This is a genomic window from Larkinella bovis (assembly GCF_042655385.1).
Lineage (GTDB): Bacteria > Bacteroidota > Bacteroidia > Cytophagales > Spirosomataceae > Larkinella > Larkinella bovis.
Genome location: NZ_JBHSMA010000002.1, coordinates 680504 through 693932 on the forward strand (window position 1 = coordinate 680504; position 13429 = coordinate 693932).

Here is a 13429-nt window from a genome sequence, read left to right on the forward strand (position 1 = left end):
TGTGGTTTTGTTGGTTATTCCCCTTCGGAACAACCGAAAAGCTTATTTGTTGTCCAGCAGACCCCGCCCACTCTTGCGAAGTTGGCCGGACGTTTTCAATTTTTCCGATAAACTGTCCAGAATACCGTTGACAAATTGCCCGCTTTTGGGGGTGCTGTATACTTTTGCCAGTTCAATGTATTCGTTGATCGTGACTTTCACCGGAATATTCGGAAAATTCAGCAACTCGGTCAGTGCCAGTTTCAGAATGATTTTATCCAGTTGCGCGACGCGTTCCACATCCCAGTTGGTCAACTGTTCACCCAGCAGGGCTTCGTATTCCGTGTCGTTTTCCAACGCTTTTTTATACAGCGTTTCCATAAACAGCCGGTCTTCCTCCCAGTCGTCGGTCAGGGCCAGCAACTGCAGGCCTTGGGGGCTTTGGGCGGATTTCAGCGTTTTGATCGCCATACTCCGGACCAGTTCGCTGTTTTCGGCCCAGCTCAGGTCGGATTCTTCAAAATAGGTTTTTGCCGGGTCCTGTTTCAGGAGAACGTTCCGCAGGATATGCTGAACCAGTTGCTGATCTTCGTCGGCGGTATGCTGGGCGGTTTCGCAATAGGTGCGGTAGAGATCGTCTTCCTTGAGGATATCGTTGTAAATGGACCGAATCATCTGCAGGTCATCGCCCCAATCGATCTTCCGGCGAATTTTTTCAACCTCCAGGGCTTTGTTTTCCCGCAGCGCCTGAATGATCCGGTTACGATCCAGTCCCGATTCCTTGGCAATTTTCCGGGCGTCAACATCTTCGTATTTACGAATGCGTTCGCGGTCGATCTGGGCCACGTGGGCCACCTCCAGCAGCAGCGTCAGCAACCGGATGTAGGAATTGTCGAGTGTCCGCACATCGTCGAGCAGCAACTGCAACCCCCGCAGACGGTCGCGGGTCAGGGTGTTGCGGTAATCCGCCAGCGCCTGATTGGCCGCTACCAGCACGCGATGGGGCACATCCTCCTCGTCCGACGGTTTGCCTGCCTGCAAGCCTTCTTCGAACAAAATGGTCGCCAGCCGGCGATACCCCTCGAGTTGCTGAAGGTTCTGTTCCTCCATCGAATTGAGGTCGCGCTGAAAAGTGTCAGTAATGGTGTCGACAGCTAACTGCCGATTCGACAATTCGGATTGTCGCAGTGCATAAAAAGCCTGCATGACTTTTATCCGCAATAAACGTCTGTTTAGCATTCTGGTCCGGCAAGAAACAAAGAACTCGGTTCGATATTTCGAAGATTGGTAATCGGGTACAAAAGTACGGAAAATGTCCGAACTCGGCTTACACCGATGGAAGGATTCACGCGGATTCGCGGCCGTGCTCCTCATTTTATCGCTGGAAAAACCGTTAATTTATAGCCTGGTATTCCGTTAATGTGCGTAATCCGGGTTCGAAACCGCTCCGAAAACTATTCCAGCCGGTTTTCTGTTACCCGGTCAGACCTGTGCAATTTGTTTCATTGAAAGACGTCTCCTGATTTGTGAAAGCACTTTCTCATCTTAACAAGTACTTACTGAAATACAAATGGTACCTAATTTGGGGAACCGCTTTCACCATCATTTCCAACCTGTTTGGCATTATTCCGGCCCAATTGGTGCGGTATTCGCTTGATCTGGTCAAGGAAACGCTTGATATTTATTTCCTGTATGCCGGAAGTCGTCTCCAGACGAAGCTGTATGATGTGTTTGCCTTCAGCATTTTATTTTACGGTTTGCTGATTCTGGCGATGGCGCTGCTGAAAGGCTTTTTTCTTTTTCTGGTCCGGCAAACGCTGATCGTGATGTCGCGGCATATCGAATACGACCTGAAAAACGAGATTTACCTGCATTACCAGACGCTGCCGCTGAGTTTTTTTCGCCAGCATAATACCGGTGACCTGATGGCCCGAATTTCGGAAGACGTCAGCAAGGTGCGGATCTACGTCGGTCCGTCGATCATGTACGGGTTGAATCTGATTACCCTTTTTGTGCTGGTCATAAGCTACATGGTCTCGATCAACGTGCGGCTGAGCCTGTACGTGCTGCTGCCCCTGCCGGTGCTTTCCGTTGCGATTTACGTGGTCAATACCATCATTATCAAACGTTCGGAAGAAATTCAGCGGAGCCTATCCAAGCTGTCTACCTTTGTGCAGGAAGCCTTTTCGGGCATTCGGGTGCTCAAGGCATTTGTCCGGGAGGACAATTCCGCCACCAATTTTACGGTCGAGAGCGATGTTTATAAACACAAATCGCTGCAACTGACGCGGGTCGATTCGCTGTTTTTTCCGCTGATCATGCTGCTGGTCGGTTTGAGCAACGTGCTGGTCGTGTACGTCGGCGGGCAGGAAATCCTGACCGGTCGGCTGACGCCCGGGAATATCATGGAGTTTATTCTGTACGTCAACATGCTGACCTGGCCGGTGATGGCGCTCGGCTGGACCACCAGCCAGACCCAGCGCGCGGCCGCTTCCCAGCAACGGATCAACGAGTTTCTGGCGGTCAAAACCGATCTGGTTTCGGAAAAGGCGCTGGAACGCGAAATCGTCGGCGAAGTCGAATTCCGGAATGTCCGGTTTGTCTACCCGGATTCGGGCATTGTCGCGCTGAAAACCTTCAACCTGCACGTCAACGCGGGTGAAACCGTGGCTATTCTGGGCACGACCGGTTCGGGCAAAAGCACGCTGGCCAACCTGCTGACCCGCATGTATGACCCCACCGAAGGCGAAATTCTGATCGACGGCATCCCTCTGAAAGATTACAGCCTGACGACTGCCCGGCGGCAGATGGGTTATGTGCCCCAGGAAGTGTTTTTATTCTCCGACACGATCAGCAACAACGTCCGGTTCGGCATGCCGGAATTGGGGCAGGAGAAAGTCGAACAGGCCGTAAAAGACGCGGATTTGTACCAGAACATCCTGGGTTTTCCGGAACAGTTTGAAACCCGCATCGGGGAACGGGGCGTTACGCTCTCGGGGGGCCAGAAACAACGGCTGTCCATTGCGCGCGCCATTGCCCGCGATCCCAAAATCCTGATTCTGGACGACTGCCTGTCGGCGGTGGATACCAACACGGAAAACATCATTCTCAACAACCTGCACCGGATCATGGAAAACCGCACGTCGGTCGTGATTTCGCACCGGGTTTCGTCGGCCAAACTGGCGGACAAAATCATCGTTCTCGACGAAGGGGAAGTGGTCGAACAGGGCACGCACGAAGACCTGCTGGCTGCCAATGGCGTTTACCGCGAACTTTACGAGAAGCAGTTGCAGGCCGAAGAAGTGTAGGAAACAGATTGGCCTTCACCTGTTAACCGAACCCTTGCTTACCGAATCGTGACGTTCTCCAAACCGGCCAGAAACGTTTCGTCGCAGGTGGCACCGATTCCCGGGCGGGTTGGTACTTCAATTTCGTAGCCTTTGTAGGTAACACCGCCCAAAACCGGGTCTTCGGCGTGTTCAAACGGCGCGTCCAGATCGTAGAACGTTACATTCCGCCGGGCGGACGCAAAGTGGGCTTTGGCGGTGATGGCCAAACGCGATTCGGACATGCAGCCGATCATGCACGGAATACCGGCCGCTTCGGCAATGGCGTTGATTTTCTGCGCATTGAAAATCCCTCCGCTTTTCGATAGCTTGATGTTGAAGTAATCAACGGCTTCTTCCTGGGCGAGCCGCAGGGCATCACGGTGGTTGAACAGCGACTCATCGGCCATGAGCGGCACGGTGGTTTGCTGACGGAGCCGCTTCAGGTCGGCAATATTCCAGTGTTTGACGGGCTGTTCGCAGTATTCGATGTTCCAGTCCTGGATGGTTTTCAGGACGTTACGGGCCGTTACATAATTCCAGCCCTGATTGGCATCCGTCCGAATCGGAATCTGATCGCCCACGGCTTCCCGAATCGCTTCCACGCGCCGGATATCGTCGCGCTGGTTGGTGCCCAGCTTCACTTTTATCGCCAGACCGCCCTGCGACTGAATCCGAACCGCATCCGTAACCATGCGTTCCGGCGTGTTGAGGTAAATCGTTTCGTCCGTCACCAGCGTAAACCGGTTTCCGCCCAGAAAAGCGTACAGGGGCAAACCGGCGGCCTGAGCCGCCAGGTCATACAACGCCATGTCGAACGCACTTTTGATGGTCGGATTGTTGGGCAGATAGGCGTCGAGCCGGTTGAGATTACCCTCAATATCCAGCGCATTCTGTCCGATCAAAAGTCGGGCAAAATCCTGGGCGGCTGCAAAACCGGTTTCCTGCGTTTCACCCACAATCATCCAGAAGGGCGAACCTTCCCCCCAGCCCGTTAAACCGTCGGCGTGAATCCGGACGAGCAGGTTGCGGGCGTTCTCAATCGTTCCCAGCGAAATGGCAATGGGTGCTTTGAGCGGAATGTTGTACTTGAAAATATCGATGTGGCTGATTTTCATGTTCCGGTCCGTGGGTACGTTAGTTCGGAAACCGGGACTTATCCAGGCCCGGAATAATCCGCAGGGCGTTCTTGTAATATACCTTTTTCAGCACTTCATCCGGCAGTGCCATCCCGTACATTCGCCAGAACGCGTGGTATTTTTTGTGGTACGGAAAATATTCGTCGTCGGTTTCCAGCACGCGGAAATAGGTCGCGTATTCCGAGGGAACCCAGCTGTCTTTTCCGAACAAAATCCGGTCCTGGTGTTTTTCGAAGAACTTCCGGGCGGCCCGGGGCTGGCGGCCGAGTTCGGCAATTACCGCCCCAATCTCCACATTCATGTTTGGAAAAACCGTCATCAGGCTATCCAGTTTCACCAGGTCGTTCGGATACCAGCCCATGTGAGCGTTAATGAACGTGGTTTTCGGGTGTTTCCGGAACACATTGTGCTGCTCGACGAGCAGTTGTTCCCACGAAACCGGGTTATCATCCGAGCGCTTGCGACCGGGGTGGGTTTTCAGCTCGAGCCAGCGTTCGTTAAAACGGTCCATCGGGTCCCAGAACGGTTTGGGGTCGGCGGTATGAATCAGCACCGGAATGCCCAGCTGGCCGCATTTGGCCCAGATCGGGTCCAGCCGCGGGTCGTCCACCTGAACGCGTTTGCCCTGCGTATCCTTCACGTTGAAACCCAGGCTTTTGTAAATTTTCAGACCTTTGGCGCCTTTCCTGACATCCTCCTCCAGCAGCTTGACGGCCTGCTCGGTCCAGCCGGGTTCGCCGAGGTTGGCGAAGTTGATGTTCGTAAAGATGGCCAGCCGCTTCGGGTTGGTTTTCTGAATATTGGTCAGGGCTTTGTCCAGAAAGTTTGTGCTTTCAGCGACGTTCGATGTAAAACCGCGTCCGCTCAGGTTTACCATAATGCCCATGTTCAGCTTATCCATTTCCTGAATAAGCTTCTGTAAGTCCGCCCCATCCATCTGATACTGGTGGTTGTGAACGTCGATAAACGGGTATTTGGACCGCGTCAGTATATGTTCCGGGGTCTTGAGGGTCGAAACCGGTTCGTATTCCTCAAAGTCAATCGGGCCGTTGGCGGTCGCCACTTTCGGCTGCGCGTAAACCGTTGTCAGCACCAGCGAAAACGCGGAAAGCGTGGTAAAAAGACGGAAATTTCGGAACGATGCAATCATGGTCTATCGGATCAATGGGTATAAAAGAAACGGTTCTTCGTTGCCCTTCAGGCATAAATCAGGGCGACACAAAACGCGGCAATGCCTTCTTTACGGCCCACAAAACCCAGATGCTCGGAGGTTGTGGCCTTGATGGAAATATCGTCTTCCGGAATTTGCATGACGTCGGCCAAACAGGTTTTCATCGCCGGAATGTATGGATTCAGCTTCGGTTCCTGCAACACCACCGTCACATCGACGTTGGAAACTTCGTATCCTTTTTCGCGAATCATCTTCATGACTTCGGCCAGCAGGAGTTTGCTGTCGACGCCTTTCCAGCGCGGATCTTTGTCCGAAAAATGGTAACCGATGTTCCGTAGATTAGCCGCTCCCAGCAGGGCGTCGCAGATGACGTGGCAAACCACATCGGCATCGGAGTGCCCCAGCGCACCATGCGTGTGCGGAATCAGGATGCCGCCGAGCCAGAACGCCCGGTTTTCGGCTAATTGATGAACGTCGTACCCTTGTCCTACGCGAATTTTCATGCTATAATTTTCTGATACTCAACTGGCCCGACCTACGCGGCCCGACCTACGCGGCCCGATAATATAAAGTAGACCGGTTTTCCCTGCGCAGCAACTGTTTGGCCATTGCCTGAATGGCGTCGGGCGTAACGGCCTGAATGCGTTCGGCTTCCTGATTCATCCAGTCGGCATTGCCCGCATTGGCGGCATAGGCCAGGTTCATGGCGCGGGTCAGCAATTCCACTTCGGCGAACACCAGGGTCGATTCGGCCTGGTTCTTCACTTTGGTGACTTCCTCCTCCGGCAGCGGCTGGTTGATCACCTCATCCAGAATGGCATCAATGGCGGCATCGGCTTCTTCCAGCGCAACGCCCTGATTCAGCGAACCGCTGATGACCAGCAAACCCGGGTCCAGCGAACCGCTAACGTGCGCCGAAATTCCGGTAAACAAGGCCTGTTCTTTCAGTAACTTCTGATAAAGTCGGGATGATTTCCCGCGTCCCAGCACATCGCCCAGCAGATCGGCACTGTAGTAATCATCGGAAAAACGACCCGGCATGTGGTAGACTTTGTACAGCGCATTGAGCGGCACGTCGGCCACGGTTTCCAGAAACCGGGCTTCGGTCTGCACAGGTTCCTGCGGCAACTGACGGACCGGCGGTTTTCCGGCCGGAATCGGCTCGAACCATTTTTTGGACAACTGCTTGACCTGCTCGAGCGTGACGTTACCGGCAACAACCATGATGGCGTTATTCGGCACATAATGCGTATAAAAAAAGTGCCTGACGTCGTCGAGCGTGGCGTTTTCAATATGACTGATGTCCTTGCCGATGGTGGCCCACTGGTATGGATGGACCTTGTAGGCCAGCGGCCGGAGTTTCAGCCAGACATCGCCGTAGGGCTGGTTGAGGTAGCGTTGTTTAAATTCTTCAATCACCACTTTTTGCTGCACCTCCAGTACCGTCGGATCAAACGACAGGCCCAGCATTCGGTCGGATTCGAGCCAGAAGGCGGTTTCCAGATTGGCCGAGGGCAGCGTGATGTAGTAATTCGTAATGTCGGGGGAGGTAAAGGCGTTGTTCTCGCCCCCTACTTTTTGCAGGGGTTCATCGTACACCGGAATATTTTTTGAGCCGCCGAACATCAGGTGTTCGAACAGGTGAGCAAAGCCGGTTTTCTTCGAATCTTCATCCCGTGACCCGACATTGTACAAAATGTTGACCGTCGCCATCGGACTGGTCGGGTCCTCATGAACGTAGACTTTTAAACCGTTGTCTAAGACAAAATGCTCAAAATGGATCATAGCAAACTTTTTCGGTGGGGGTGTCGTTAGGCGTTTTGAGAACAAACAAAAATAAGAGTCTGATCGGATTCTTCAAAAAAGAACATTGCCGTAGCTCTTTGACACACCATCTCATGAAAAATTTGGCTTTCCTTTTTCTCCTCTTTTTGCCCCTATCTTCCTGGTCGCAGATACTCGATGATGCTGGTATCCAGCAGGTTATTTTAAAGGCGACGGACCGGATTTACAATTACGAATTCGACGAAGCCGAAGAATATATCCAGCAGGTACGGGCCAAATACCCGCAACACCCGGTCGTTCCGGTCATGAAAGCCATTCAGTTGTACTGGCAATATCTTCCGCTGAAAGAGAACAAAACCGCCACGGCCCAGTATGTAAGCTACCTGAATCAGGGGATCGCGTTGTCGAAAAAGTTGCTGGACCGTAACGAAAATGATCCGGAAGGCGTCTTTTTTTCACTGGCATCGCACGGGTATCTGGCGATGAAAAATCACTATGATAATGAGACGCTGAAAGCGGTCGGTGAAGCTCAGAAAGCCTATAATTACTTAAAAAAGGGATTTAAACTGATGGAGAAAAATCCGGAGTTTTATTTCTCGACCGGGCTTTATAATTATTACCGGGAGCGGTATCCGCTGGATCATCCGGCGTCAAAGCCGTTGCTGATTTTCTTCCAGAATGGTGACATGGTTTCCGGGCTGAAACAGATGGAAACCGCCGTTCGGCGGGGCGTTTTTACGCGGACGGAAACCGCTATTTACCTGGGTCGCATCTACCTGGAACACGAAAGCCAGCCCGCGCGGGCGGCTTATTTCATGAAACCGCTGGCGGATAAGTATCCCCGAAATCCAATTTTTAACCTGGTTTGTGCCGAAGCCCTGACAATGGCCGGACGATACCGGGAAGCCGAGCCATACATTGACCGGCTTCGGGGTTTTCCGCAGAAGTTTCTGGCGATGCCCATCAAAACGCTGGACGGGATTATGGAGGAAAAATTGAATGGTGACTTTAAAAAAGCCGCTGAAAATTATCAGGCGGCCATTAAATTACCGGTTGATGAGGTCTTTACCAAGGAGTTTTCGGCCCATGCCTATAGCGGACTGGCCCGGATATCGGCCCGGACCGGCGACCGGGAGCGGGCAAAATCCATGTACAGGAAAGTGTTGAATGTGGCCGAATACAAATCCACCATTCGGGAGGCAAAAGGTTACCTGAAGTCCTGATAATCACTTGGTATGATGAAACGCCGGAACTTCCTGAAAGCGTCGCTGGCCGTCGGGCTCCTACCGGTTTTGCAAAAAAAGTCACCCCTCCATTCCGTGACGGGCCCTTTTCCGGCGTCGGCGATGGGGTTGACGCTCATTCACGAACATGTGCTGGTGGATTTTATCGGCGCCGAAAAGATCCGTAAAGACCGCTGGAAACAGGCCGAAGTAGTGGCTAAAATGCTGCCGTATTTACAACGGTTGCGGCAGCTGGGGGTTCGGACGCTGGTGGAATGCACGCCCGCCTATCTTGGCCGGGACCCTGAGTTATTGAAAACGTTAGCTGAACAATCCGGTATCCGCATTTTAACCAATACCGGATATTACGGCGCTTCCAACGACAAGTACCTGCCCGCTCACGCCCGGACCGAAACCGCCGATCAGCTCGCCGACCGCTGGGTGGCCGAATTCGAGCAGGGCATTGAAGGAACCGGCATCCGACCCGCGTTTCTGAAGATTAGCGTTAATCCCGGATCTTTATCGGAACTGCACCGCAAACTGGTGACGGCAGCCGCCCGCACCCACAAACGCACCGGCCTGCCGATTTATTCCCATACGGGGCCTTACGTACCGGCGTTTGAGCAGATTGAAATTTTGAAGCAGGAAGGCGTCGATCCGGCGGCTTTTGTGTGGGTCCACGCGCAGGGGCAAAACATGGTCCATTATGCCCGGGCTATCCGCGAAGGAGCCTGGGTGAGTCTGGACGGCCTGGATGCCAGTAATGTCGGTCAGTACGTCGATACCTTATTGTTACTGAAAGAAAACCGGTTGTTACACCGAACCCTGCTCTCCCACGATGCGGGCTGGTTTGACCCGGCCGAGCCAGACGGTGGACCGATTGGCCGGGATTATACGGTTTTGTTTACGAAGCTCATGCCCGAACTAACCCGGAAAGGGTTCACGAAAAAAGACTGGAAGCAGCTTCTGGTCGAAAATCCGATGAAGCTTTTTCAGGGATAAGGAGCCAAGAGTTAGGAGTGAAAAGTTATGAGTGAAGAATTTTTGGCTTGCGTTAGCGAACCGTTCAGCATCTCCCCATTATCATTCATAACGCTTCACTCATAACTCAATAATCCACGTCCAGGCCCAGCGTTCGCTTCAACTCCAGCAGGGCGGGATTCTTCTCGGCGAGGTAATTGAATTTGTCCTGGGGCGTGTAAATCATTCGGCGCATTTCCTGCTGAACGATGGTCGATTCCAGTTGAATCTGGCTGTTGTGGAGCGTTTGGCGGAGGTAGGTCAGCAAGTCCTGTCGTAAATCATTTAACAGATCGTTCTGCAGGGAATTATCGAGCGCAATGTGAATGGTGGTGCCGTCGAGGGCAATCTCCCGGTTAAGAATAACCTGCTCGGTTTGTGAACCACCCTGCTGGTCGCGCAGCCGGGTAAAGGTATTCCAGGCGGCTTTCAGTTGCTCAAAAATGAACGGTTTATCCTCTTTGGGCACTTCAGGTACTTCCACCAACGCCGTTACGGCCGTCTGAGTGGCCGCCGGGGTCGGGCGATTGGTGGGCACCAGATTCGCCGTCGTACGTAATTTGGTGCTGACCGGTTTCGGAATTTCGGCAAGGACAGGCGCTCGATCCGGGGCGGCTTTCACCGCACTGATTCCGTTGCCGTTGGGCTGGGAATGGTACCCGTTGGCCGGTTCGCTGGTGTGCGACGGAAGGGATACGGTTTCCGTATTGGCGGTTACGGGGTTAGGATCGGCTGAACTGTCCTTTTTTTTTTCGACCCGCTCGGAAAGCGACCCATTCGTACGATCCGAATCGTTGACCAGCGCCGACAGGTCGAGCACATGGGGCAGATGGGCCAGCTTCATCAGGCAAATCTCCACGTGTAACCGCTGGTTTTTGGCCGCTTTGTAGTTCAGATCGCACTGCGCCCCAACGCTCAGGGCCGACAGCAGGAAACTCAGGGGAGCCGCTGCGGCCTGTTGCAGGTATTTCTGCTGAATGGTTTCGGTAACCTGAAGTAACTCGATGGTGGCGGCATCCTTGCAGACCAGCAGGTTCCGGAAATGCTCGCTCAGTCCGACGATAAACTGGTGGCTATCAAACCCTTTTCGGAGGATTTCGTCAAACAGCAGCAGGGTTTGTGACAGATCGGCCGCCAGTAGCAGATCGGTTAACCGGAAATAATAATCGTAATCGAGGATGTGGAGGTTTTCCAGCACTTCCTTGTAGCGCAGGACCCGGTCTTCCGAGAACGTGACGTTCAGGTCGAACATCGATAGTGCATCCCGTAACCCGCCGTCGGCTTTCTGGGCAATCAATTCCAGGGCTTCAAATTCGGTCTGAATGCCTTCTTTTTCGGCAATACTGGCCAGGTGATGGCTGATGTCGCGGGGCTGAATCCGGTTGAAATCAAACAACTGGCAGCGCGACAGAATCGTCGGCAGAATTTTATGTTTTTCGGTGGTCGCCAGGATAAAAATGGCGTAGGAGGGCGGCTCTTCCAGGGTTTTCAGGAACGCGTTGAAAGCGGCCTGAGACAGCATGTGCACCTCATCGATGATGTAAATCTTGTATTTACCGGACTGGGGCGGGTAACGAACCTGGTCGATCAGGTTCCGGATGTCCTCGACGGAGTTATTGGACGCGGCATCCAGTTCGTGAATATTGAACGACGCATTCTGGTTGAAACTCAGGCAGGATTCGCACTCATCACACGGTTCAACGGCTTCGGAGGATGTAATCTTGCCGAGGTTCTGGCAGTTGATGGTTTTGGCCAGAATCCGGGCACAGGTTGTTTTTCCAACCCCCCGTGGTCCGCAAAACAGGAATGCCTGCGCCAGGTGATTGGTTAAAATCGCGTTCTTAAGCGTTGTTGTAATATGTGCCTGCCCGACGACGGTATCGAAGGTTGCCGGACGGTATTTCCGGGCCGAGACAACGAAGTTATCCATGACGGCAAGTTAGCCAAAAAAAACGGTTTGCCCGTGCAATCGGAAGCCACCTAACTAAATTTCGCTAGGTCTGCCGACGCAGGTCCTGCACCGCTTTTCCGAAGCAAAGCAGTGATAATGAAAGCGTATAATGGTAAAAATCGATGGGATGAATGGGTAAATTTTTTAACTCGGCAACGCGCGTGGCCACGGCCAGGATCATGACGGCCAGCACAATCCAGGAAGCCCGCGGGTCCCGACGCAGGACGCCCAGGAACGCAATCAGCAGGACGATAACCATACCCATCGAAGGAACTACGGGGCTGAAGGCGCCAATGGTTGGATGCAGGAGTAAAAGAAGAAAGAGGCCCAGACCAACAAGGACGGTTAGCAGGAATCCATTCCGGCTGATTTGCTGCTTCAGGACAATTGCGTAAACGCCCACGATGACGCAAACGACCCCCAGGCTACCCGCCAGTATTTCCAGCGAACGATGAAACGGAATCACCGGTTGAAAGCCCGCAAAAAGAAAAATACCCACCAGGGCCGTCAGGGAGATGGTGATCAGAAACAGCCCCCATAAAATCCGGGTGTACCAGCTTAACCCCTGAAAATACCGCCAAAAAACCCAAACTCCGGTGAACGCCAGCACGGCGTCTGAAACCATATTTGAAATGTTCATGCTGGAAATAACAATTTTTCGAAGAAAAAGCCAAAGTGCGTTATAAAGGAAGACAGGCAGCCCGGAGGTTATGAATGAAGCGCCAGCGGACACTCTCATAAACGCTTAATTCTGATACTCTTCATTCATAACTTTTTTCTTTAGCCATTTCGCTCTACTTTTGCGCCGGTTCCAAGGGCTTATACCTTCACACGCATAGCATAGCTTTCCTTTCATCATGAGCGTATTAGTTAACAAGAATTCCAAAGTTATCGTACAGGGCTTTACGGGCTCTGAAGGGTCATTTCATGCTCAACAGATGATCGAGTATGGGACAAACGTCGTCGGCGGTGTTACACCGGGCAAAGGCGGTCAGACCCACCTCGACCGACCTGTTTTCAACACCGTGAAGGAGGCTGTTGAGAAGGCTGGGGCGGATGTATCGATTATCTTTGTACCACCGGCTTTTGCGGCCGATGCGATCATGGAAGCAGCCGATTCCGGTATCAAGGTCATTATCTGCATCACGGAAGGAATTCCGACGAAGGATATGATGGTGGCGAAAGCCTACCTTCACGACAAGGATGTGCGGCTGATTGGCCCCAACTGTCCCGGTGTCATGACGGCGGAAGAATGCAAGGTGGGAATTATGCCCGGTTTTATCTTCAAAAAAGGCACCATCGGGATCGTTTCGAAATCCGGTACACTGACCTACGAAGCGGTCGATCAACTCTCGAAAGTGGGCCTGGGCCAGACGACGGCCATCGGGATCGGTGGCGACCCGATCATTGGCACCACCACCAAAGAAGCCGTGGAGTTGTTGATGAACGATCCCGAGACTGAAGGCATCGTAATGATCGGCGAAATCGGGGGAGGCATGGAAGCCGAAGCCGCCCGCTGGATCAAAGCCGACGGCAATAAAAAACCGGTGGTCGGCTTCATCGCCGGGCAAACCGCTCCCAAAGGACGCCGGATGGGGCACGCCGGAGCGATTATCGGGGGGGCTGACGATACGGCAGCCGCCAAGATGCGCATCATGGCCGAATGCGGTATTCACGTGGTTGAATCCCCCGCGCACATCGGCGAAACGATGCTGAAAGCGTTGGGAAAGAATTAGATAGTTAAGAGTTAAGAGTTAAGAGTTGGCTCCGCCGGTTTATTAGCTATTGGGCGGAGCCAACTCTTAACTTATACTTCCAAGAAGGGTGCGTATCGG

At 53.0% G+C, this 13429-nt stretch carries 11 protein-coding genes; 4 read left to right on the forward strand and 7 right to left on the reverse strand.

Going from position 1 to position 13429, the window contains the following annotated elements; all coding sequences use genetic code 11:
* Positions 1-42: 42 nt before the first annotated feature.
* Positions 43-1185 (reverse strand): transcription antitermination factor NusB, encoded by a 1143-nt coding sequence (nusB, locus tag ACFPMF_RS09985; protein WP_379843908.1) that lies wholly within the window; start codon positions 1183-1185, stop codon positions 43-45.
* A gap of 320 nt (positions 1186-1505) precedes the next feature.
* Between nusB and ACFPMF_RS09990 the strand changes: the two genes are divergently transcribed.
* A complete protein-coding gene (locus ACFPMF_RS09990; RefSeq protein WP_379843911.1) occupies positions 1506-3287 on the forward strand; it encodes an ABC transporter ATP-binding protein in 1782 nt (593 codons plus the stop codon).
* Positions 3288-3325: 38 nt separating this feature from the next.
* Here ACFPMF_RS09990 and ACFPMF_RS09995 read toward each other — a convergent pair whose 3' ends face one another.
* Genes ACFPMF_RS09995 through ACFPMF_RS10010 form a run of 4 tightly spaced genes read right to left on the reverse strand, consistent with a single transcriptional unit; the run spans position 3326 to position 7400 of the window.
* On the reverse strand, positions 3326-4423 hold the full coding sequence (locus ACFPMF_RS09995; protein WP_379843913.1) for a mandelate racemase/muconate lactonizing enzyme family protein: 1098 nt from the start codon (positions 4421-4423) through the stop codon (positions 3326-3328).
* A 19-nt stretch (positions 4424-4442) separates the two neighbouring features.
* On the reverse strand, positions 4443-5594 hold the full coding sequence (locus ACFPMF_RS10000) for an amidohydrolase family protein (protein ID WP_379843916.1): 1152 nt from the start codon (positions 5592-5594) through the stop codon (positions 4443-4445).
* A gap of 47 nt (positions 5595-5641) precedes the next feature.
* Positions 5642-6118, reverse strand: a complete 477-nt coding sequence (gene ispF / locus ACFPMF_RS10005; protein ID WP_379843919.1) for a 2-C-methyl-D-erythritol 2,4-cyclodiphosphate synthase — start codon at positions 6116-6118, stop codon at positions 5642-5644.
* A gap of 46 nt (positions 6119-6164) precedes the next feature.
* Entirely contained in the window at positions 6165-7400 is a 1236-nt protein-coding gene (locus tag ACFPMF_RS10010) for a M16 family metallopeptidase (protein ID WP_379843921.1), read from the reverse strand.
* 113 nt (positions 7401-7513) lie between these two features.
* Here ACFPMF_RS10010 and ACFPMF_RS10015 point away from each other — a divergent pair, with 113 nt between their 5' ends.
* The gene (locus ACFPMF_RS10015) at positions 7514-8623 is read left to right on the forward strand and encodes a tetratricopeptide repeat protein (RefSeq protein WP_379843923.1); all 1110 of its coding nucleotides are present in this window, start codon (positions 7514-7516) and stop codon (positions 8621-8623) included.
* A 12-nt stretch (positions 8624-8635) separates the two neighbouring features.
* A complete protein-coding gene (locus ACFPMF_RS10020; RefSeq protein WP_379843926.1) occupies positions 8636-9625 on the forward strand; it encodes a phosphotriesterase family protein in 990 nt (329 codons plus the stop codon).
* A gap of 106 nt (positions 9626-9731) precedes the next feature.
* Here ACFPMF_RS10020 and ACFPMF_RS10025 read toward each other — a convergent pair whose 3' ends face one another.
* Both ACFPMF_RS10025 and ACFPMF_RS10030 read right to left on the reverse strand, forming a co-directional pair.
* On the reverse strand, positions 9732-11573 hold the full coding sequence (locus ACFPMF_RS10025; RefSeq protein ID WP_379843929.1) for a DNA polymerase III subunit gamma/tau: 1842 nt from the start codon (positions 11571-11573) through the stop codon (positions 9732-9734).
* Positions 11574-11637: 64 nt separating this feature from the next.
* The gene (locus ACFPMF_RS10030; protein ID WP_379843932.1) at positions 11638-12234 is read right to left on the reverse strand and encodes a DUF6962 family protein; all 597 of its coding nucleotides are present in this window, start codon (positions 12232-12234) and stop codon (positions 11638-11640) included.
* A gap of 217 nt (positions 12235-12451) precedes the next feature.
* On the opposite strand from ACFPMF_RS10030, the gene sucD reads away from it, so the two are divergent.
* The gene (gene sucD / locus ACFPMF_RS10035) at positions 12452-13330 is read left to right on the forward strand and encodes a succinate--CoA ligase subunit alpha (RefSeq protein ID WP_379843935.1); all 879 of its coding nucleotides are present in this window, start codon (positions 12452-12454) and stop codon (positions 13328-13330) included.
* Positions 13331-13429 lie beyond the last annotated feature (99 nt).